21 protein-coding genes and 1 pseudogene are annotated in these 19,441 nt (G+C 75.1%); 15 read left to right on the forward strand and 7 right to left on the reverse strand.

All coding sequences use genetic code 11. From position 1 onward, the window contains the following. Window positions 1-23: 23 nt before the first annotated feature. Window positions 24-596, forward strand: a complete 573-nt coding sequence (locus ABD353_RS21160) for a DUF4291 domain-containing protein (protein WP_344625229.1) — start codon at window positions 24-26, stop codon at window positions 594-596. A gap of 20 nt (window positions 597-616) precedes the next feature. Here ABD353_RS21160 and ABD353_RS21165 read toward each other — a convergent pair whose 3' ends face one another. Continuing rightward, a complete protein-coding gene (locus ABD353_RS21165) occupies window positions 617-1,138 on the reverse strand; it encodes a MarR family winged helix-turn-helix transcriptional regulator (protein WP_344625230.1) in 522 nt (173 codons plus the stop codon). Between the two features lie 64 nt (window positions 1,139-1,202). Here ABD353_RS21165 and ABD353_RS21170 point away from each other — a divergent pair, with 64 nt between their 5' ends. The 5 genes from ABD353_RS21170 (at window position 1,203) to ABD353_RS21190 (ending at window position 4,087) form a co-directional block, all read left to right on the forward strand. After that, window positions 1,203-1,652, forward strand: coding sequence for a MarR family transcriptional regulator (locus tag ABD353_RS21170; RefSeq protein WP_344625231.1), 450 nt, complete (start codon window positions 1,203-1,205; stop codon window positions 1,650-1,652). Continuing rightward, on the forward strand, window positions 1,649-2,500 hold the full coding sequence (locus ABD353_RS21175; protein ID WP_344625232.1) for a nucleotidyltransferase: 852 nt from the start codon (window positions 1,649-1,651) through the stop codon (window positions 2,498-2,500). The genes ABD353_RS21170 and ABD353_RS21175 overlap by 4 nt, the downstream gene beginning before the upstream one ends. Window positions 2,501-2,592: 92 nt before the next feature. Continuing rightward, window positions 2,593-2,979, forward strand: coding sequence for a helix-turn-helix domain-containing protein (locus ABD353_RS21180; RefSeq protein ID WP_344625233.1), 387 nt, complete (start codon window positions 2,593-2,595; stop codon window positions 2,977-2,979). An 82-nt stretch (window positions 2,980-3,061) separates the two neighbouring features. Then, the gene (locus tag ABD353_RS21185) at window positions 3,062-3,622 is read left to right on the forward strand and encodes a hypothetical protein (RefSeq protein ID WP_344625234.1); all 561 of its coding nucleotides are present in this window, start codon (window positions 3,062-3,064) and stop codon (window positions 3,620-3,622) included. A gap of 132 nt (window positions 3,623-3,754) precedes the next feature. Next, window positions 3,755-4,087 carry a DUF2516 family protein gene (locus tag ABD353_RS21190; protein ID WP_425555220.1) on the forward strand — a complete coding sequence of 111 codons (333 nt, stop codon included), beginning with the start codon at window positions 3,755-3,757 and terminating at the stop codon, window positions 4,085-4,087. An 85-nt stretch (window positions 4,088-4,172) separates the two neighbouring features. On the opposite strand, the gene ABD353_RS21195 is transcribed toward ABD353_RS21190, so the two are convergent. Then, window positions 4,173-5,792, reverse strand: coding sequence for a PP2C family protein-serine/threonine phosphatase (locus tag ABD353_RS21195; RefSeq protein WP_344625236.1), 1,620 nt, complete (start codon window positions 5,790-5,792; stop codon window positions 4,173-4,175). Window positions 5,793-6,018: 226 nt separating this feature from the next. Between ABD353_RS21195 and ABD353_RS21200 the strand changes: the two genes are divergently transcribed. Beyond that, window positions 6,019-6,567, forward strand: a complete 549-nt coding sequence (locus ABD353_RS21200) for an O-acetyl-ADP-ribose deacetylase (RefSeq protein WP_344625237.1) — start codon at window positions 6,019-6,021, stop codon at window positions 6,565-6,567. A gap of 283 nt (window positions 6,568-6,850) precedes the next feature. Here the strand turns inward: ABD353_RS21200 and ABD353_RS21205 are convergent, their stop codons facing one another. Continuing rightward, on the reverse strand, window positions 6,851-7,669 hold the full coding sequence (locus ABD353_RS21205; RefSeq protein WP_344625238.1) for a class I SAM-dependent methyltransferase: 819 nt from the start codon (window positions 7,667-7,669) through the stop codon (window positions 6,851-6,853). Window positions 7,670-8,138: 469 nt separating this feature from the next. Here ABD353_RS21205 and mshA point away from each other — a divergent pair, with 469 nt between their 5' ends. Both mshA and ABD353_RS21215 read left to right on the forward strand, forming a co-directional pair. Further along, window positions 8,139-9,419: a D-inositol-3-phosphate glycosyltransferase gene (gene mshA, locus ABD353_RS21210; protein ID WP_344625277.1), complete on the forward strand. Its 1,281-nt coding sequence runs from the start codon at window positions 8,139-8,141 to the stop codon at window positions 9,417-9,419. A 93-nt stretch (window positions 9,420-9,512) separates the two neighbouring features. Then, window positions 9,513-10,064 carry a type III secretion system chaperone family protein gene (locus tag ABD353_RS21215; RefSeq protein ID WP_344625239.1) on the forward strand — a complete coding sequence of 184 codons (552 nt, stop codon included), beginning with the start codon at window positions 9,513-9,515 and terminating at the stop codon, window positions 10,062-10,064. Window positions 10,065-10,178: 114 nt separating this feature from the next. Here ABD353_RS21215 and ABD353_RS21220 read toward each other — a convergent pair. Further along, window positions 10,179-11,330, reverse strand: a pseudogene (locus ABD353_RS21220) (MDR family MFS transporter); the annotation flags it as partial. A gap of 149 nt (window positions 11,331-11,479) precedes the next feature. Here ABD353_RS21220 and ABD353_RS21225 point away from each other — a divergent pair. The 4 genes from ABD353_RS21225 (at window position 11,480) to ABD353_RS21240 (ending at window position 14,842) form a co-directional block, all read left to right on the forward strand. Then, window positions 11,480-12,238: a phosphoglyceromutase gene (locus ABD353_RS21225; protein WP_344625240.1), complete on the forward strand. Its 759-nt coding sequence runs from the start codon at window positions 11,480-11,482 to the stop codon at window positions 12,236-12,238. A gap of 153 nt (window positions 12,239-12,391) precedes the next feature. Then, on the forward strand, window positions 12,392-12,793 hold the full coding sequence (locus ABD353_RS21230; RefSeq protein ID WP_344625241.1) for a YciI family protein: 402 nt from the start codon (window positions 12,392-12,394) through the stop codon (window positions 12,791-12,793). Beyond that, on the forward strand, window positions 12,790-14,049 hold the full coding sequence (locus ABD353_RS21235; protein WP_344625242.1) for an RNA polymerase sigma factor: 1,260 nt from the start codon (window positions 12,790-12,792) through the stop codon (window positions 14,047-14,049). Before ABD353_RS21230 ends, ABD353_RS21235 begins: the two co-directional genes overlap by 4 nt. Window positions 14,050-14,254: 205 nt before the next feature. After that, complete coding sequence (locus tag ABD353_RS21240; protein ID WP_344625243.1) at window positions 14,255-14,842, forward strand: lytic polysaccharide monooxygenase auxiliary activity family 9 protein; 588 nt, start codon at window positions 14,255-14,257, stop codon at window positions 14,840-14,842. Between the two features lie 122 nt (window positions 14,843-14,964). On the opposite strand, the gene ABD353_RS21245 is transcribed toward ABD353_RS21240, so the two are convergent. Continuing rightward, window positions 14,965-15,144 (reverse strand): hypothetical protein, encoded by a 180-nt coding sequence (locus ABD353_RS21245; RefSeq protein ID WP_344625244.1) that lies wholly within the window; start codon window positions 15,142-15,144, stop codon window positions 14,965-14,967. Between the two features lie 202 nt (window positions 15,145-15,346). Next, the gene (gene phoU, locus ABD353_RS21250) at window positions 15,347-16,027 is read right to left on the reverse strand and encodes a phosphate signaling complex protein PhoU (protein ID WP_344625245.1); all 681 of its coding nucleotides are present in this window, start codon (window positions 16,025-16,027) and stop codon (window positions 15,347-15,349) included. 297 nt (window positions 16,028-16,324) lie between these two features. Between phoU and ABD353_RS21255 the strand changes: the two genes are divergently transcribed. Together ABD353_RS21255 and phoP are read left to right on the forward strand one after the other, a co-directional pair. Continuing rightward, a complete protein-coding gene (locus ABD353_RS21255; protein WP_344625246.1) occupies window positions 16,325-17,626 on the forward strand; it encodes a sensor histidine kinase in 1,302 nt (433 codons plus the stop codon). Next, window positions 17,623-18,318 carry a two-component system response regulator PhoP gene (gene phoP, locus ABD353_RS21260; protein ID WP_030267755.1) on the forward strand — a complete coding sequence of 232 codons (696 nt, stop codon included), beginning with the start codon at window positions 17,623-17,625 and terminating at the stop codon, window positions 18,316-18,318. The genes ABD353_RS21255 and phoP overlap by 4 nt, the downstream gene beginning before the upstream one ends. A 116-nt stretch (window positions 18,319-18,434) precedes the next feature. On the opposite strand, the gene ABD353_RS21265 is transcribed toward phoP, so the two are convergent. Continuing rightward, window positions 18,435-19,103 carry a copper chaperone PCu(A)C gene (locus tag ABD353_RS21265; protein ID WP_344625247.1) on the reverse strand — a complete coding sequence of 223 codons (669 nt, stop codon included), beginning with the start codon at window positions 19,101-19,103 and terminating at the stop codon, window positions 18,435-18,437. Window positions 19,104-19,441 lie beyond the last annotated feature (338 nt).

Genomic DNA, 19,441 nt, shown 5'->3' on the forward strand with positions numbered 1-19,441 from the left:
CGGCCGGCTGACAGGGTGGGCCGGTGACCGAACTGCGCCAGATCCGCGCCGACTTCGACGAGCGCACCATCGTCGTCTACCAGGCGTACGGGCCGGCGATCGCCGGCCCGGCCGTCGCCGCCGGGCGGTTCGTCGAACCGTTCTCGCGCGGCCGGATGACCTGGATCAAGCCCTCCTTCCGCTGGCTGATGCACCGCAGCAACTGGGCCCGCAAGCCGGGGCAGGAGCGGGTGCTGGCCGTCCGGATCACCCGCGAGGGCTGGGAGAGCGCCCTGGCCGCCGCCGCCCCGACCACCGGGGACCCGGACGTGCTCGCCCGGGCCGCCGTGCACGTCCAGTGGGACCCGGAGCGGTCCGCGGCGGGCGCCCCGCTCAACCACTACAGCATCCAGATCGGGGTGGGCCGCGCCATGATCGGCGCCCTGGTCGACGAGTGGACCGTCTCGGTCACCGACCTCACGCCCCAGGTGCACCGGATCGCCGGGCTCATCCGGGCCGGGCGCAACGCCCAGGCCGTCCGGCTGCTGCCGCCCGAGCGCCCCTACCCGCTGGCACCCGAACTGGCCCGCCGCCTCGGGATCGCCCCGCGCCGCTGACGGCCGTCCGGGCCGGGGCGTCAGACGGGGCGGCGGCCGGTACCGGTGACCGCGGTGAAGTCGGCGACGAAGCGGCCCAGCAGCCGGGCCAGGTCGGCGCGGTCCTCGGGGCTCCAGTCGGCCGTGGTCTCGGCCACCACCCCGCGGCGGAAGGCGTGCACCCGGTCGAGCAGCGCCCGGCCGTCCGCGGTGAGCCGCAGCAGCGAACGGCGGCCGTCCGTCCGGTCGGCCTCGCGGTGCAGCAGCCCCGCGGCCAGCGCCTGGGCGGCCAGCCGGCTGGCCCGCGGCTGGTCCACGCCGAGCGCGGCGGCCGCTTCGGTCACGGTGAGCGCGGAGGCGTCCTCCACCGCGTCCAGCAGTTCCACCACGCCGTCCGGCGGCGCGGTCGACGCACCGACGGCGGGCGGTCCCGTCCGGTGGGCGGCGAGCCGGGCGAGCGCCCGCCGGGACTGGCTGCGGCGCAGCGCCACCAGCGCACGGGCGATCTCGGCGGCCTGAGCGTCGGCCGCCGGCTGCGCCGCGGGAACGTCCTTGCGGTCCATCGCCGTCCCGGTCCATAGTGGAGAACAATTGCATGTCATTCTACATGGATATGGGGGAGCCGCCATGGCCGCCGACCCGACCGACCGCCCCATCGGCCACTGGCTGAAGCACCTGCACGACCTCCTGGAGGACGGGTTCGCCGCCGACCTCGCCGACCTCGGCGTCGACCGGCGCCGGTGGCAGGCGCTGCACACCCTGGCCGGCGGCCCGCACACGCCGGACGGGCTCGCCGCCGCCCTCGCCCCGTTCCGGGCCGACGCGCGAGCCGGCGACGGCGGCCCGCTGCACGGCCCCGACGGGCTGGTGGCGCGCGGCTGGGCCGAACCCGCGGACGGTGGTGCGTTCCGCCTCACCGCCGCCAGCCGCGACCTCCACGACGCGGTCGAGGCCCGGGTCGCCGAGCTGCGGACCGCCGTCCTGGCCGGCCTGACCCGTGATCAGTACGCGGAGACCGTCCGCGTCCTGGCCGTCATGGCGGGCAACCTCGAACGCCGAGCCGGGGCGTCCGCGTGACCGGCGGCTCGGGCGACTCCGGCGGCTCCGGTGGCGGGCAGCGGGACGACCGAGGGCTCGCCGAGGATGGAACCATCGCCCGCGAGGGCTCCCTCGGCCGCGTCCCGACGGCCTTCCGTCCGCTCGTCGACGCGGTCCGCACCCGGACGTCCGCCCTCTTCGGGGCCGACCGGCTGCACAGCGCCTACCTCTACGGCAGCATCCCGCGCGGGACGGCCGTCCCCGGGGTTTCCGACCTCGACCTGCTGCTCGCCCTGCGCCGGGAGCCGACCGGGGCCGACCGTGCCGACGCCGAGGCCCTCGGCGCCGGCCTCGACAGGGACTTCCCGGTGGTCGACGGCGCCGGGGTGCTCGTCTACGGCGCGGCCACCCTGCTCGGTCCGCTCGAACGCCACGACCTGGGCTTCTTCGTGGCCTGCCTGTGCACCCCGCTGATCGGGGACGACCTCGCCCGGGAGCTGCCCCGCTACCGGCCCAGCCGCCTGCTCGCCCGCGAGACCAACGGCGACCTGGCGCTCGCCCTGCCCCGCTGGCGGGAACGCCTGGCCGCCGACCCGGACGAGGAAGAGCGCCGACGGCTCGTCCGGGGGATCTCCCGCCGGCTGGTGCGGACGGGATTCACCCTGGTCATGCCCGACTGGAACGGCTGGACGAGCGACCTCGCCCGGTCCGCCGAGGTCTTCGCCGCCCGCTACCCCGCCCGCGCCGACCAGATGCGCCTGGCCGCCGCGGCCGCCCGCACCCCCACCCCCGACCCCGCCGTGCTGGCCCTCCTGGTGACCGACCTCGCCCCCTGGCTCGCCGCCGAGTACACCGCCGTCCACGGTGCCAAGGCACCCCGCCCCTGACCGGCGGCCGGGCGGCGGGCCGGGGCGGCGTGCTGATTGCTGCAGTTAGCAGCGTGCTTGCAATTGCAAGCAGTGCTGTGCATGCTGGAGGCATGGCCTCACTGAACGTCGGCTCGCTCGGCGAGTACATCCGCGAGCAGCGCCGGAACGCGCAGTTCTCGCTGCGGCAGCTGGCCGAGGCGGCCGGGGTGTCCAACCCCTACCTCAGCCAGATCGAGCGCGGACTGCGCAAGCCCAGCGCGGAGATCCTGCAGCAGATCGCCAAGGCGCTGCGGATCTCGGCCGAGACGCTCTACGTGCAGGCCGGAATCCTGGAGGAGCGGCGCGAGGAGGGGCTCGAACTCCGCGTCGCGATCCTCGCCGACCCCCTGATCAACGAGCGGCAGAAGCAGGCCCTGCTCGCCGTCTACGACGCCTTCCTCAAGGAGAACCGCGAGAGCGCGCCCGCGCCCGACGCGTCTCCTGCCGCAGAGGACTGACCCGCCGCCGGGGCGACGGCGCCCCGGCTGCGGCACCGCACCAGACCACCGCACGCACCAGCAACGCCCGGGAGGACCGGCCATGCCGATCACCGACGACATCAAGAAGACCCTCAGCGACCCGACCCCGCTCTACGCCCTCGCCGGCGCCGGCGACCTCGCCTACGAGAAGCTCCGCGAAGTTCCCGGCAAGGTCGAGGCCCTCGCGGCCGACCGCAAGGCCGCCCAGGAGAAGGCCGCCGCCCGGCTGCAGGAGGCGCAGAGCCTGCTGGTCGAGGCCCAGGGCAAGGTCACCGAGGCCGTCACCGCGCTGCCCGCCGAGCTCAAGGACCTGAAGGAGCTCCAGGAGAAGGCCCAGACCTTCGCCCTGCAGCAGGTCGGCCGTGCCGCCGAGTTCGCGGTCAAGGCCAAGGAGGCCTACGACGAGCTGGCCGAGCGCGGCAAGGCCGTCGTCGAGAAGAACCGCACCGGCACCGTCGAGCCCGCGGGCGAGGTGGCCGCCGAGGCGGCGGTGACCGAGGTCGCCCTCGACGCCGAGCCGGCCGAGGCCGCGGCCCCCGAGGAGACCGCCCAGGACGGGCCGGCCGAGCCGGCCCCCACCGCCAAGAAGGCCGCCCGCGCCCGCAAGTCCGCCGGCAAGTAACGGGAAGGCCCGCAGGTCCGCCGTCCCGGGCACACCCGGGCGGTTCGGATCGTTGTCCCCGACGCGGGCCGTCCGCCGTGCCACCATGGGCGGAGGAGCCGAGGCCGCAGTGAGGAGTCCGCAGTGTTCCACATCCTGCTCTTCGACGTGCTCAACCCCTTGTGGTGGTTGTCCGTCGCGATCATCGGCTTCAAGCTGTTCGCCTTCGTGGACGCGGCGATCCGCCGTGAGGACGCCTACCGGGCCGCGGACAAGAAGACCAAGGGCTTCTGGCTGATCGTGCTGGGTCTCGCGCTCGGCATCGACCTGCTCCTCGGCGCCAACGTCCTCGGCAACTTCCTCACCCTGATCGGCCTGGTCGCGGCCATCGTCTACGTGGTCGACGTGCGGCCCGCGATCAAGCAGCTCACCGACGGCCGCGGCGGCGGCAACCGGCGGAACATCGGCCCGTACGGGCCCTGGTAGGAGCGTCCCCGACGACGACCCGTCCGACGACACGCCGAGAGGGCGGCACCCCCGCAAGGGTGCCGCCCTCTCGGCGTCCGGTGGCTCAGCCCATCAGGGCGGGCACCGGATTGCGCTCCAGCAGCAGCACGGCGACGTCGTCCGTCAGGGCACCGCCGTTCAGCTCCTCGACCTCGGCGAGCGCGCTGTCGACCAGCCGGCCCCGGGTGAGCCCGGTCGCGTGGTGGTCGGCGATCAGCTCGATCAGACCGTCCTGGCCGAGCCGGCGCGACCCGGCCCCGACCCGGCCCTCGACCAGGCCGTCGGTGTAGAGCAGCAGACTCCACCCGGGCCGCAGCTCCAGCTCCACGGCGGGCCAGGCGGCCAGCCCGTCGTCGCAGGGCAGCAGGCCCAGCGCCGGACCGGCCTGGTCCGCCGGCAGCAGCCGCGGCGGCCCGTCGGGGCCGAGCAGCAGCGGCGCCGGGTGGCCCGCCAGGAACAGCCGCACCGTCTCGACCGGCAGGGTGCCGGCAGCGCCGTCCGCGGCCGTGACGCCCACGGCCGTGCCGTCGGCCGGGTCGGCACCGACGGTCTCCGCGCCCGGGACGAGGACCAGCATGCACAGCGTCGCGAAGATCTCGTCGCTGCGCCGCTCGTGCTCCAGCACGTGCTGGAGGGTGGTGAGCAGCTCCTGCCCGGTGAGCCCGGCGAAGACCAAAGTCCGCCACGCTATCCGCAGGGCCACGCCGAGCGCGGCCTCGTCCGGCCCGTGCCCGCAGACGTCGCCGATGACCACGTGCACCGTGCCGTCGTCGGTGCGGACGGCGTCGTAGAAGTCGCCGCCGAGCAGCGCCCGGCGGCGGCCGGGCCGGTAGCGGCGGGTGAAGGCCAGGCCCGCGCCGTCGAGCAGCGGGGTCGGCAGCAGGTGCCGCTGCAGGCGGGCGTTCTCCTGGCCGCGGAGTTCGGCCTCGACGAGTCGGCGCTGCGACTCGTCGGCCCGTTTGCGCTCGACCGCGTACCGCAGGGCGCGGGCCAGCAGCGGGCCGTCCGTCTCGCGCTTGACCAGGAAGTCCTGGGCGCCGGCGGCCACGGCCGCGGCGCCGAGTTCGGCGCCGGCCGCGTCGGTGAGGACGACCAGGGCGACGTGCGGGGCGCGGCGGCGCAGCTCGCGCAGCCCGTCCAGCCCGTCGGACGGGAAGTGCTCGGCGGCGGGCCCGCCCTGGGTGCCGTGGGCCGGGGCGGCGAGGTCGAGCAGGACGCAGTTGAAGTCCACCGGGCGCTGGCGGGTGCGCCGGGCGACCATCGGGACGGGGGCCAGCAGCGCGGCGGCCTCCTCGATGCCCCCGGCGCGGTGCAGCTCGACCCGGGCGCCGCTCTCGGCGACCAGCGACTCGATCAGGCTGACGTCCCCGGAGCCGGCGTCCGCGACGACCAGCAGCCGGTACGGCGCCTCGTCGGAGGGCTCGCCCCGCTCGGACGGGGTCGTCCGCGGATGCGGTATCGGCGCTGGCTCGCGGGCCCCGTCGGGGCGGGCCGACCTGGGGGCGCCGGTCTCCGCGGCCGCCTTGGCGCGCTGGGCGACCGGTCGGCCGGCGGCGGGGCGCCCGGCCGCGGCGGTGGTGGGCGTGTTCGTTCCGGTGCCCGCGCGGTGCGCGGTGTCGGCGGCATCGGCGGCGCCGAGCCTGGCAGCGGCAGCGGATGCCCGCCCGTCTCCCGTTGCGGGCATTGGTCGATCCTTCCTTTCCCCGACTGCCCAACGGCTGACGTCCGTGCGCAGTGCCCGCCTGGCACCGCGGGTCGGGGAGCTTCTCGCGACCATAACGTGATCTCCGGGGATTTCTCTGACTGGCGGCCGCTGCTGTGGTTATTGCCACGCTCTCGGCGGCGTTCGCGATTACCGTGAGGGCCCTGCGAGGGGGACTGCGGAGGGGACTGACAGGAGGTCGGTGACGGTGACGCAGATCACGCTTGTGCAGGGTGACATCACGGATCAGCAGGTGGACGTGGTGGTGAACGCCGCGAACTCGTCGCTGCTGGGCGGCGGCGGGGTGGACGGCGCGATCCACCGCCGGGGCGGTCCGGACATCCTGGCGGACTGCCGTCGGTTGCGGGCCTCGCACTACGGCAAGGGGTTGCCGACCGGCCGGGCCGTCTCGACGACGGCCGGGCGGCTGCCGGCCCGGTGGGTGGTGCACACCGTGGGGCCGGTGTTCCTGACGGAGGATCGGGCGGAGCGGGCTGGGCTGCTGGCCTCCTGCTATCGGGAGTCGCTCAGGGTGGCGGTGGAGCTGGGGGCGCGTTCGGTGGCCTTCCCGGCGATCTCCGCCGGGATCTACGGGTGGCCGCTGGACGACGCGGCGCGGATCGCCCTCACGACGGTCGCGGACGAGGTGGCCGGAGGCCGGGCGGGCGAGGTCGCCGAGGTGCGCTTCGTGCTGTTCGGGGCCGAGGTCTACGGGGTGTTCGAACGGGTGTGGCGCGCGCTGGAGTCGGAGGTCTGAGGGCCGGCCCGTCCGCGGCGGTGCCGGCGCCGTGCGTGGTCGGGGCCCGTGGTGTGTGCAGTGTGTGCGGTGCGTGCGGTGCGTGCGGTGTGACGCAGCGGAGCTGACGGAACCTCACGGGGCTGTCGGCAGTTCGTGCGATCGATTCCATGGTGGCGTGACGAGGCGTCAACACGCCAGAGGAATTCGATAACTCGTTCGAGTGAATCCGCCGCTCCGCACAGCCGAGCCGTCCCGCAGGCCCGTCCCACGCCAGCAGGCGGACCCGTGCCGCGCCGGCCCGCTACGGCGCCAGGGCGGACCAGGCCACGGTGACCTCCCCGTGCCGCCACCGGCGGGTGTCCACCAGCGGCCAGCCCTGCGCCATCGCGGCGCAGGCGGCCGTCCAGCGCTGCCGGGCGCCGAAGGCGGCGTACGGCGCCGCCGCGGCCCAGGCCCGGTCGAACTCGGTGAGGAAGGCGTGCACCCGCCGCCCCGGCACGTTGTGGTGGATCAGCGCCTTCGGCAGCCGTTCGGCCAGGTCGGAGGGGGTCTGCAGGTCGGCGAGCCGGGCCGCGAAGGTGACGGTGCGGGGCCCCTCCGGTCCGAGCGCCACCCACACGTGGCGGCGGCCGATCTCGTCGCAGGTACCCTCGACCAGCAGGCCGTCCGGGGCCAGCCGGCCGCAGAGCCGCTCCCAGACCGCGGCCACCGACTCCTCCTCGTACTGCCGCAGCACGTTGGCGGCCCGGACGAGGTGCGCCGAGGCGCCGTCCAGCGGCACCTCGAAGCCGCCCCGCCGGAAGGTCAGCAGCGGCGGGTCCGCGTACGGCAGGGCGGCCGCCACCCGGGCCGGCTCGATCTCGATGCCCACCACCCGGACGTCCGTCCGGCCGGCCCGCAGCCGGGAGGCGAGTTCGACGGCCGTCCACGGGGCCGCCCCGTAACCGAGGTCCACCGCGATCGGCGGCTGCGGGGCCGCGCGCAGCGTCCGGGCCATGGTGTGGACGATCCAGCGGTCCATCCGGCGCAGCCGGTTGGTGTTGGTGGTGCCCCGGGTCACCGTCCCGACCGGCCGGGTCGAACGCGGCCCGCGGGCGGGGGAGGGGTCGAAGGCGGCCATGCCCGCAGCGTACGCGGCGGCCCGGGCGGCGGCGGCCGTCCGGACCCCGGTCCGGAGCCCCGGCGTCGAATCCGGGCCGCGTGCGCCGGGCCACGGGCACCCGGCCGTGGGCGCCCGACCACGGGTTCCGGGCCGCGGCGGGCCCGTCGGCGGTCTCACCGGTCATCCGGGAATACCCGCCGCAGCTCCCCTGGTTGGCACACTGGACGTCCGTCCGCCCGGAACGACCGGTTCCGGGCGGCTGCGCGTCGGACGCGGACCGCCGCGGCCGGGCCCACCGCCCGCCGGGGCCCGCGACCCTGCCCGCACGACCGGATGCACCATCGACCGGGGAGCACGAGGAGGCTTCAGCCAGGTGACGCAGCACCCCGTACGCGCGGCCCGTCGCGAGCGGCTCGCGCAGCTGGGCACGGGCCCGGCGCAGACCGCCGGCACCGCCCCGTCGGCCCGTCGCGGCCGCCTCCAGGCGCTGATCGGCGGGCGGCCGCGGCGTCCGCGGCGGATCGCCATGCTGAGCGTCCACACCTCGCCGCTGCACCAGCCGGGCACCGGCGACGCCGGCGGCATGAACGTCTACATCGTGGAGCTCGCCAAGCGCCTCGCCGAGCTGGACATCGAGGTCGAGGTGTTCACCCGGGCGATCGCCTCCGACGACGCCCCGACCGTGCAGCTCGCCCCCGGCGTGCTCGTCCGCCACGTCACCGCCGGGCCGTACGAGGGCCTGGTCAAGGAGGACCTGCCGGCCCAGCTCTGCGCCTTCACCCACGGGGTGCTGCGCACCGAGGCGGGCCACCGCCCCGGCCACTACGACCTGGTGCACTCGCACTACTGGCTGTCCGGGCAGGTCGGCTGGCTGGCCGCCGAGCGCTGGGGCGTGCCGCTGGTGCACACCATGCACACCATGGCGAAGGTCAAGAACGCCTCGCTGGCCGAGGGCGACACCCCCGAGCCGGCCGCCCGGGTGATCGGCGAGACGCAGGTCGTGGAGGCCGCGGACCGGCTGATCGCCAACACCGCCGAGGAGGCGGCCGAGCTCTCGCACCACTACGACGCCCGCGGCGACCAGCTCGCGGTCGTCCACCCCGGCGTCAACCTGGACGTCTTCCGTCCCGGCAGCCGGTCGGCCGCCCGGGCCGCCCTCGGGCTGCCGCAGGACGCCGCGGTGCTGCTGTTCGCCGGCCGGATACAGCCGCTCAAGGCGCCCGACGTGCTGCTCCGCGCGGTCGCCGTGCTGCTGGCCCGGCGGCCCGAGCTGCGCGAGCGGCTGGTCGTCCCGGTGGTCGGCGGGCCGTCCGGCACCGGCCTCGCGAAGCCGGAGAGCCTGCACAAGCTGGCCGCCCAGCTCGGCATCTCGGACGTCGTCCGCTTCCACCCGCCGGTGGGCCAGGCGCGGCTCGCCGAGTGGTACCGCGCCGCGACCGCGCTGGTGATGCCCTCCTACAGCGAGTCCTTCGGCCTGGTCGCCCTGGAGGCGCAGGCCTGCGGCACCCCGGTGGTGGCGGCCGCGGTCGGCGGCCTGCCCGTCGCCGTCCGGGACGGCGTCACCGGCAGCCTGGTGCACGGCCACGACCCCGCCCGGTGGGCGGCGGCGCTGGAGCCGTACGCCACCGCCCCCGAGCTGGTGCGCGAGCGCGGCGCGGCGGCGGCCCGGCACGCGGCGGGGTTCGGCTGGGACACCGCGGCCGCCGCCACCGCGGAGGTCTACGCCCAGGCGATGGCCCGCCCGGCCGGCGGGCTCCGGCTCGCCTGAGGCACCGCACGGGGCGCCCGTCGCCCCGTGCCCGCCGGGTTTCCCCGTGCCCCTGCTGGGTGCCGGGCCGTACCGCCGAGTAGCGTCGGCGTCATGGCATTCCGTACCAAGGACGAGGCGCTGACCCTGCTGCGCACCGCGCTCGACGAGGCCGGGGTGGGGTGGGAGCCGGCCGTGACCGACCCGTACACGCTGGTCGCGACGCTGCCCGGCACCCGCAAGCTGTCCACCACCTGCGCGCTGCGGGTGGGCGACCACACCCTGTCGGTCAACGCGTTCGTGATCCGCCGGCCGGACGAGAACCACGAGGCCGTCTACCGCTGGCTGCTGGAACGCAACACCAGGCTGTACGGCGTCGCGTACGCCGTCGACCGGCTCGGCGACGTCTACCTCACCGGGCGGCTGCCGCTGGAGGCGCTCACCCCCGACGCCGTCGACCGGCTGCTCGGCACCGTCCTGGACAACGCCGACGAGCCCTTCAACACCCTGCTGGAGCTGGGCTTCGCCACCGCGATCCGCCGCGAGTGGGAGTGGCGCACCAAGCGCGGCGAGTCCACCCGCAACCTCTCGGCCTTCGCCCACCTGGCCGGCCCGGCCGGCGACGGGCCCGCGGCGGACGCCCCCGGGCCGGTCGCGGCCGACTGAGCGGGACGGGCGGTCAGCCGCCCGCGGCGCTCGCGGCCGGCTCGGCGGCGACGGTGTCGGCCGCCGCCGGGGCCCCGGCCGGAGCCGTGGCCCGTGCGGGGAGACCGCCCGGCCGCCGGCGTGCTCCAGCAGGTAGCCGCCGGCCGCCGGGCCGACGAACGAGGCCAGCGACCAGGAGAGCGAGTAGACGCCCTGGTAGCGGCCGCGGGCGCGGGCCGGGGACAGCTCGGCGACCAGGCCCATCATGGTCGGCGCGGCCATGATCTCGCCGATCGTCCAGACCGCCACGGTGGCGGCGTAGAACCCGGCCGAGCCGCCGGCCAGTGCGGTCAGGCCGAAGCCCCAGCCGGTCAGCAGGGAGCTGGCGACCAGCAGGCCCGTCCGGCTGCGGCCCTCCATCGCCCGGGTGAGCGGCAGCTGCAGCAGCACGATCAGCGCGCCGTTGAGGCCGATGACCAGGCCGTACCGGGCCGCCGAGATGCCCGCCAGGCCCATGTCGACGGCCAGCGTGGTGCTGCCCTGCTGGGCGACCACGGCCAGCAGCAGGTTCACCGCCACCAGCGCCATGAACCGGCCGTCCCGGAAGACCGTGCCCAGGCCCGTCGGGGGCTCCGCCGGGACGGCGCCGGCCGCGGCCGTGCCCGCCGGGCGCTGCTCGGGACGGGACTCCGGCCGGGACTCGGGGACGCGGACGAAGACCACCACCGCACAGGCGAGCGTGGAGGCCGCGTCGATCAGGAACAGCGCGAGGTAGCCGTGCGCGGCGATCAGACCGGCCACCGCCGCGGAGACGCCGAAGCCGATGTTGATCGCCCAGTAGTTCAGCGAGTACGCCCGCACGCGGTGCTCGGCGGGGACGAGGTCGGCGATGATCGCCGAGATCGCCGGCCGGGAGGCGTTGCTCGCCAGGCCGACCAGGAAGGCCGTCACGGCGATCGCCACCCGGTCCTGGCAGAAGCCCAGGACGGCGGTCGACACCGCGGTGCCGAGCTGCGCGGCCAGCAGGGTCGGCCGCCGGCCCCAGCGGTCGGCCAGCACCCCGCCGCCGACGGCGGCGATCGCCGAACCCAGGCCGAAGAGCGAGGCCACCAGGCCCGCGTAGGCGGGGGAGAAGCCGCGGTCGTCGGTGAGGTAGAGGGCCAGGAAGGTCACCACGAAGCCGCCGAGGCGGTTCACCAGGGTCGACGTCCAGAGCCACCAGAACTGGCGGGGCAGCCCGCCCACCGCCTGGGAGACGGTGCTGCGCAGGCGGACGGCGGCGGACATCGGCGGCTCCCGGGGCATGACCGACCGGCGCGCCCGGGAGGAGGGGTGGACCGCCCGGACGCTCGGTAAGTGGCACAAGTGGTAGCCGCACATTACCCGGGATGAGACGGTCGGACCAGCGGATAACCGGCTCCTCTAAACTGGCGCCCATGGCTGACACGACCTACCGACTCATCCTGCTCCGCCACGGCGAGAGCCAGTGGAACCAGAAGAACCTCTTCACCGGATGGGTCGACGTCGACCTCAACGAGAAGGGCGAGAAGGAGGCCGCCCGCGGCGGCGAGCTCCTCCTCTCCGAGGGGATCCTCCCCGACGTGGTGCACACCTCCCTCCTGCGCCGCGCCATCCGCACCTCCCAGATCGCGCTCGACAAGGCCGACCGCCACTGGATCCCGGTCCACCGCAGCTGGCGCCTCAACGAGCGCCACTACGGCGCCCTGCAGGGCAAGGACAAGGCCCAGACCCTCGCCGAGTTCGGCGAGGACCAGTTCCAGCTGTGGCGCCGTTCCTACGACACCCCGCCGCCCGTGCTCGCCGACGACGCCGAGTACTCGCAGGCCGGCGACGCCCGCTACGCCGAGATCCCGAGCGAGATGCGTCCGCGCACCGAGTGCCTCAAGGACGTCGTCGAGCGCATGCTCCCCTACTGGTACGACGCGATCGTCCCGGACCTCGCCGCCGGCAACACCGTCCTGGTGACCGCCCACGGCAACAGCCTGCGCGCCCTGGTCAAGCACCTGGACGGTATCTCCGACGCCGACATCGCCGGCCTGAACATCCCCACCGGCATCCCGCTCGTCTACGAGCTCGACGCCGACTTCAAGCCGGTCACCCCCGGTGGCCGCTACCTCGACCCGGAGGCCGCGGCCGCCGCCATCGAGGCCGTGAAGAACCAGGGCAAGAAGTAACAGCCCCACGCCATCGGGCCCCCGTCCGGCGCGTCCCGCGCCGGGCGGGGGGCCGATCCGCGTCCTCGGCCGGGTCGGTGTAGAGAACCGGGTGACGGCTCCGTCCACGGAGCGGGTGCGCCACCGTGGCGCGCCAAAGAGCGAGGAGTCCACGTGCCGAAGTACCTGCTGATGGTCAACCACGACGGCGGAGCGTTCGAGGAGCCCATGGACCGGTGGGCCCCGGGCGACGTCGCGGCGCACTTCGACTACTACGCGGCGCTGACCGAGGAACTGGTCGCGAGCGGGGAGATGGTGCAGTTCACGCCGCTCGCCGACCCGCGGCTGGCCAGGATCGTGCGCTCGGACGGGGTCACGGCCCCGGTGGTGACCGACGGCCCCTTCCCGGAGTCCAAGGAGGTGCTGGCCGGGTTCAACCTCGTCGAGGTGGAGTCCGAGGCCCGTGCCCTGGAGATCGCCGCCAGGATCTCGGCGGTGCCCGGCCCCGGTGGGGTGCCGACGCAGCAGCCGGTCGAGGTGCGCCAGGTGATGACCGACGCGGCGTTCGACCTGTGACCGACCGGCCCGTCGTCGAGGACCTGCTGCGCTCGCTGGCGCCGCAGGTCCTCGGCGTGCTGACCCGGCGGTGGGGCGACTTCTGCGCCTGCGAGGACGCCGTCCAGGAGGCCTTGATCGCCGCCGCCCGGCACTGGCCCGCGGACGGCGTCCCGGACAATCCGCGCGGCTGGCTGCTGCGGACCGCCGAGCGCCGCCGCACCGACCTGATGCGCAGCGAGGCGGCGCGGCGGCGGCGCGAGGAGCGCGTGGCGAGGGAGCCGGCCGCGCCGCAGGCACCGGCGGCCGACGACTCCCTGGCCCTGCTGTTCATGTGCTGCCACCCGGCGCTCACGCCCGCCTCGGCGATCGCCCTGACGCTGCGGGCGGTCGGCGGCCTGACGACCGCCCAGATCGCGGCCGCCCACCTCGTCCCCGAGGCGACGATGGCGCAGCGCATCAGCCGGGCCAAGCAGCGGCTCAAGGGGTCCTCGACGGTGTTCGACGTGCCGGAGCCGGGCGCGCCGGACCGGCCGGAGCGGCTCCGCCGGGTGCTCCACGTGCTGTACCTGATGTTCAACGAGGGCTACACCACCTCCGGCGGGCCCGTCCTGCACCGGGCCGACCTGTCCGGCGAGGCCGTCCGGCTGGCCCGGGAGCTGCACCGGAGCCTGCCGGCCGACGGCGAGACGACCGGGCTGCTGGCCCTGATGCTGCTGACCGAGGCCCGCCGGCCGGCCCGCACCGGCCCGCACGGCGAGCTCGTCCCGCTGGACCGGCAGGACCGCACCCGCTGGGACCGCGACCTGATCGCCGAAGGCACCGCGCTGCTCAGGGGTTCCTTCGCCCACCGGGGGCGGCCGGGCGAGTACCGGCTGCTGGCCGCCGTCGCGGCCGTCCACGACGCGGCCGCCCGGGCCGAGGACACCGACTGGCCGCAGATCCTCGGCCTGTACGGACTGCTGGAGCAGGTGGCCGGCAGCCCGCTGGTCACGCTCAACCGGGCGGTCGCCCTCGCCATGGTCAACGGTCCGGCCGCCGCCCTGGAACTGATCGACGGACTCGACGCGGAGGGCGGGCCGCTCGCCGGCCACCACCGGGTGCACGCCGTGCGGGCCCACCTGCTGGAGACGGCGGGCGACACGGCGGGCGCGCTGGACTCGTACCGCACGGCGGCGGCCCGGACGACCAGCATGCCGGAGCGGCGCTACCTCACCGCCCGGGCCGCACAGCTGCACGGGCGGGCCGCGGAGGGGCCGCCCGGCCGCGAGGGGTGAGCCCGCCGCCGGCGGCAATCCGCCGACGCTCCGTCAGTCCGCCTGTGCCGCAGACTGGTTCAGACCATTGACGGGGCGGGCGGCCGCTCCTAGCGTGGTGGTCCGCACCTGGCGCGGGCACGCCAAACCCCATGCTGAGCGCTGCCCGCCGGGGCCTTCCCTGCACGCACACGCACACTCCATCCACCCCCACGGAGGGAGCACCATGCGCAAGCGTCACATCCTGGCGGCCGCGGCGCCGGCCGCGGCCGTGCCCCTGGCCACCGCGATCCCCGCGTACTCGCACGCCTGGATCACCACCCCGCCGAGCCGGGCCGCCCTGTGCGCCGCCGGCACCGTGAAGAACTGCGGCGACATCCAGTGGGAGCCGCAGAGCGTCGAAGGGCCGAAGGGATTCCCGGCCCAGGGCCCGGCCGACGGCACCCTCTGCGCGGGCGGCAACAGCCGCTTCGCCCAGCTCGACGACCCGCGCGGCGGGGCGTGGCCGGCCACCCGGGTGAGCGCCGGCCAGCGGCTGACCTTCACCTGGAAGTTCACCGCCCGGCACGCCACCACGCAGTTCCGCTACTACCTCACCAAGCCGGGCTACAACGCGGGCAGCAAGGTGACCCGGGCCAACCTGGACACCACGCCCTTCCTCACCGTCCCCTACAACGGCGCGCAGCCGCCCGCCACGCTGAGCCACACCGCGACCCTGCCCTCCGGCCGCACCGGCCACCAGGTGGTCCTGGCGATCTGGGACGTCGCGGACACCGGCAACGCCTTCTACCAGTGCATGGACGTCACCTTCTAGGCGTCCGGCCCGATCCGCCCCGGCACGGCGACGATCCGCCCCGGCACGGCGACGATCCGCGCCGACACGGCGACGCCCCGGCCGGACGACGCAGCAGCGCCGCCCGGCCGGGGCGTCCGGCGTCAGTGGCCGCCGCAGCAGCCGCCGTCCGCGCCGCCGCACTGGCAGGGGGCACCGGACTGGCAGCCGCAGCCGCACCCCGGCCCGCAGCCGCAGCCCGCGGCGACGACCGGCAGCAGCTTCACGGAGGGCGGCGCGGCGGGTCCCGCCGCGGCCGTGGTCGGGTTCTGGTCAGCCTTCATCGCGGTCGGGTCCTCCTCATCGACGGCTGTCGACGGCAGTCGACGGCACACCACGGCACGCCGCAGCACCCGCCGGCATGCCCAGAACGAGTGAAAACCGGTCCCGGACGGGGCGTCAACGGGCGCGCGGAGGTAGGGCGCCCGCGCACGCGTGCGCCCCCGGCCGACGCGCCCCCGCCGTGCCCCGTCCGGGGGCCGCGGATCACTCGGCCTGCAGGGCCGCCGCCTCCGCCGCGAACTCGTCCGCGTGCTCGCCGGTCACCAGGAAGACCACGCGCTTGGCCACCGACACCGCGTGGTCCGCGAACCGCTCGTAGTAGCGGCCCACCAGGGTCACGTCGACCGCGGTCTCGATGCCGTGCTGCCAGCGGTCGTCCAGCAGGTGCGAGAACAGCTCGCGGTGCAGGGCGTCGATCGCGTCGTCGTCCCGCTCCAGCTCCAGGGCGGCGTTGGCGTCCTTGGTGGAGATCACCAGGCCGGCCTTGGCGACCAGGCGCTGGGCGAGCTGCCCCATCTCCAGCACGATCGGGTGCAGGTCGTTCGGCACGGCCGACTCGGGGTAGCGCAGCCGGGCCACCTTGGCCACGTGCCGGGCCAGGTCGCCGCAGCGCTCCAGGTCGGCGCTCATGCGCAGGCTGGTGACCACGATGCGCAGGTCCGTCGCGACGGGCTGCTGCCGGGCCAGCAGGTCGATGGCCCGGTTCTCCAGGTCGTGGTGGAGGTCGTTGACCTTCTCGTCGGCGGCGATCACGCTCTCCGCCAGGGCCAGGTCCGCGTCGAGCAGCGCGGTGGTGGCCCGGCCCATGGCCGAGCCGACCAGCCGGGCGAGCTCGACCAGGCCGTCGCTGATCGAGTCGAGTTCCTCGTGGTACTGGTCGCGCATGCTCTCTCCTCCTGGCCGCCCGTCCCCCCGAACGGAGGGCCGGCCGGTCCGTCAGTAGCTCTGTCGGTGGCGGTGCCGACCGGTCCGTCCCGAGGACGGCCGCTGCTGGTGGCGCGAATGGTAGCCGCGTCACCGCCCGCACGGGCTTGCGTCGACCACACTGAGCCGTCCGGGCGACCGCGCACGACCCCCGCAGTGAACCGGTGGAGGACTGAAGGTGAATTCTCGGCAACGTGCGGCCGAGCCCTTGATCGCACCCTTGGGGAGCGTGCCCGACCTGCGCTTAGGCTGAGTGGCATGGACGTGAATGTGGCCACCGCCGCTGCCTGCGCCATAGCCGGGCTCGGCGTCGGTCTCACGGCCGCCATCGCCTTCCGCTGGAGCGAGCGCGAGCAGGCCCGCGGCGCCTCCCCCCGGGGCGGCTCCGCCGGCAGGACCGGGGGCAGCGGGCTCCTGGCGTACGAACCCCCGTTGCCGGCAGGCGTGGACACGGTGCTCTCCGTGCTGCGCTCCTGCGCGATCGTGCTCGGCGAGGGCGACGAGGTGGTCAAGGCCAGCTCCGCCGCCTACGCGATGGGACTGGTCCGCGGCGGTGCGGTGGCCGTGGAACAGATGCTCTCGCTGGCCCGGGCGACCCGCCGCGACGGCGAGATCCGACAGGTCGAACTGGAGGTGCCCCGGCCCGGCGGCGCCCGCGCGTCCGACCCGCTGGCCGTCTCCGTCCGGGTCGCCCCGCTGGGCTCCCGGCTGGTCCTCGTCCTGGTCGAGGACCTGACCGAGCGGCGCCGGATCGAGGCGATCCGCCGCGACTTCGTGGCCAACGTCTCGCACGAGCTCAAGACCCCGGTCGGCGCGCTCTCGCTGCTCTCCGAGGCCGTCGCGGACGCCTCCGACGACCCGGAGGCCGTCCAGCGCTTCGCCGGCCGGATGCAGATCGAGGCGACCCGGCTGGCCAGCCTCGTCCAGGAGATCATCGACCTGTCCCGGGTCCAGGACGACCAGCTGCTGGTCGACCCCGAGCCCGTCCCGGTCGACGAGCTGATCGCCGAGGCGATCGACCGCTGCCGCCAGCCCGCCGCCGCCAAGCAGATCCTGATCGCCGCGGGCGGCACCGGCGGCCTCTACCTGCACGGCAACCGCGGCCAGCTCGCGGCCGCGCTCGGCAACCTCGTCGAGAACGCCGTCAACTACAGCCCGCCGCGGACCCGGGTGGCCATCGCCACCCGCCGCATCTCCAGCGCCGCCGTCCTCGGCGAGGCCGACGGCGAGCTGATCGAGATCTCGGTGACCGACCAGGGCATCGGCATCTCGGAGAAGGACCGCGAGCGGATCTTCGAACGCTTCTACCGGGTGGACCCGGCCCGATCAAGGGCCACCGGCGGAACCGGCCTCGGCCTCTCCATCGTCAAGCACGTCGCGGCCTCCCACCGCGGCACCGTGGCGGTGTGGAGCGTCGAGGGCCAGGGATCCACCTTCACCCTGCGGCTCCCGGCCGGGCAAGTGCCCGCCGGCGGCCGCGCGACCGTCCCGCCGACCGAGGCGGACGAGACCGACACCACAGCACCAACCCCCCTTCCTGCCCCGGAGGCCCGATCGTGACCCGAGTACTGGTGGTCGAGGACGAGGAGTCGTTCAGCGACGCCCTCTCGTACATGCTCCGCAAGGAGGGATTCGAGGTGGCCGTGGCCGCCACCGGCCCCGACGCCCTGGAGCAGTTCGAGCGCAACGGCGCCGACCTGGTCCTGCTCGACCTGATGCTGCCGGGCCTGCCGGGCACCGAGGTCTGCCGCCAGCTGCGCGTCCGCTCCAACGTGCCGGTGATCATGGTCACCGCCAAGGACAGCGAGATCGACAAGGTCGTCGGTCTGGAGATAGGTGCGGACGACTACGTCACCAAGCCCTACTCCACCCGCGAGCTGGTCGCCCGCATCCGCGCGGTGCTCCGCCGCCGCGGCGAGGACGGCAACGGCAACGGCGACGGCAGCGGCCCGGGCGCGCTGGAGGCCGGCCCCGTCCGGATGGACGTCGACCGGCACGTGGTGACGGTGGACGGCGCCAAGGTCGACCTGCCGCTCAAGGAGTTCGACCTGCTGGAGATGCTGCTCCGCAACGCCGGCCGGGTGCTCACCCGCATGCAGCTGATCGACCGGGTCTGGGGCGCGGACTACGTCGGCGACACCAAGACCCTGGACGTCCACGTCAAGCGGCTGCGCGCCAAGATCGAGCCGGACCCGGGCGCGCCGCGCTACCTGGTCACCGTCCGCGGCCTGGGCTACAAGTTCGAGCCGTAGGCCGGCCCGGGCCGACCGGCCCCGGTGACGACGACGGCCGAGGGCCCCGCTCCGTGCGGGGCCCTCGGCCGTTGCAGTCGATACGCGCGGTTCGCTGCGGCTCGGTGTGCCGAGGCTCAGTGCGCCGAGGCGCTCGCCGTCGCGGTGGCCGAGCCGGTCGCCGTGGCCGAGGCGGTGGCGGAGGGCGAGCCCGAGGCGGTGGCGGAGGGCGAGCCGGTGGCGGTGGCCGAGGCGCTCGCGGAGGCCGACGGCTTGGCGCTCTCCTCGGGAGCCTTGGGGCCGAACGAGGCGTACAGGCCCTCGGCCGGCACGACGCCGACCGGCAGGCCGACCTTGCCCGCGGTCTTGAAGGTGAAGTCGGTGTCGGCGTAGCCGCCGAGCGGGAGCTTCGCCGAGGACAGGTGGACGGCGGGCTGGCCCTCGCCGCCGATCAGCACGGAGCCGCCGGCCGGGATGGTGATCTCGGACACCTCGGCGCCCTTGGCGTCGGTGAAGGTGGCGTTGCCGGCGCCCTCGACCGACACGGACTGCAGGACCTCGGGGGCCGAGCCGGTGTTGGCGATGTTGACCGTCAGGTTGACCGGGCCGGCCTCGTCCGAGGAGGCACCCTTGGCGGTCACCAGCAGCACGTTGTTGAGGCGCAGGTTCTGGCCGACCGAGGTCGCCGCGTTGTCCGGCTTGATCTGCAGGGTCTCCGCCTGGTTGCCGGCCGCGCAGGCGGACAGCGGCAGAACAGCGGCGAGGACGATGGCGGCGACCGCGCCGCGTCGAAGGCTCCGGCTCACGGCGGCGACTTCTCCTTGGGTGTGGATCACGGATGTGGATCACGTGGGGTGGTCAGCGATCAGACTACCGACCGCTTACGCCCGCCTCCCACGGGGTGGCCCCGTGTCGCGGTCCTCCGTCCGTACGCACCCGCAGCACGCCGCCGCGGCGATCCCGGACGTCCACGAACCGGCGCAGGTCGCACGGGTCCCGCCGGGAGGGTCACCGGATAACGGTTCGGACACGGCGGCGGATCGGACGAAAACTCAAGATCCAATCATGGTTTCGGCGGTGTTGCCAGAGGTTTCGCCGAGCTGCCGAACCGCCTCCGACCTGCGGGAAGCCCTCCTCGAACACC

It is taken from the genome of Kitasatospora arboriphila (assembly GCF_039528095.1).
Taxonomy (GTDB): domain Bacteria; phylum Actinomycetota; class Actinomycetes; order Streptomycetales; family Streptomycetaceae; genus Kitasatospora; species Kitasatospora arboriphila.

Bases quoted from the DNA above. Each gene is read 5' to 3' on its own strand.
- ABD353_RS21245 (WP_344625244.1), bottom strand. From the start codon at position 15,144: ATGAAGGCTGACCAGAACCCGACCACGGCCGCGGCGGGACCCGCCGCG.
- phoU (WP_344625245.1), bottom strand. From the start codon at position 16,027: ATGCGCGACCAGTACCACGAGGAACTCGACTCGATCAGCGACGGCCTG.
- ABD353_RS21180 (WP_344625233.1), top strand. From the start codon at position 2,593: ATGGCCTCACTGAACGTCGGCTCGCTCGGCGAGTACATCCGCGAGCAG.
- ABD353_RS21215 (WP_344625239.1), top strand. From the start codon at position 9,513: ATGGCATTCCGTACCAAGGACGAGGCGCTGACCCTGCTGCGCACCGCG.
- ABD353_RS21205 (WP_344625238.1), bottom strand. From the start codon at position 7,669: ATGGCCGCCTTCGACCCCTCCCCCGCCCGCGGGCCGCGTTCGACCCGG.
- ABD353_RS21170 (WP_344625231.1), top strand. From the start codon at position 1,203: ATGGCCGCCGACCCGACCGACCGCCCCATCGGCCACTGGCTGAAGCAC.
- ABD353_RS21225 (WP_344625240.1), top strand. From the start codon at position 11,480: ATGGCTGACACGACCTACCGACTCATCCTGCTCCGCCACGGCGAGAGC.
- ABD353_RS21240 (WP_344625243.1), top strand. From the start codon at position 14,255: ATGCGCAAGCGTCACATCCTGGCGGCCGCGGCGCCGGCCGCGGCCGTG.
- ABD353_RS21165 (WP_344625230.1), bottom strand. From the start codon at position 1,138: ATGGACCGCAAGGACGTTCCCGCGGCGCAGCCGGCGGCCGACGCTCAG.
- ABD353_RS21255 (WP_344625246.1), top strand. From the start codon at position 16,325: ATGGACGTGAATGTGGCCACCGCCGCTGCCTGCGCCATAGCCGGGCTC.
- ABD353_RS21195 (WP_344625236.1), bottom strand. From the start codon at position 5,792: ATGCCCGCAACGGGAGACGGGCGGGCATCCGCTGCCGCTGCCAGGCTC.
- ABD353_RS21185 (WP_344625234.1), top strand. From the start codon at position 3,062: ATGCCGATCACCGACGACATCAAGAAGACCCTCAGCGACCCGACCCCG.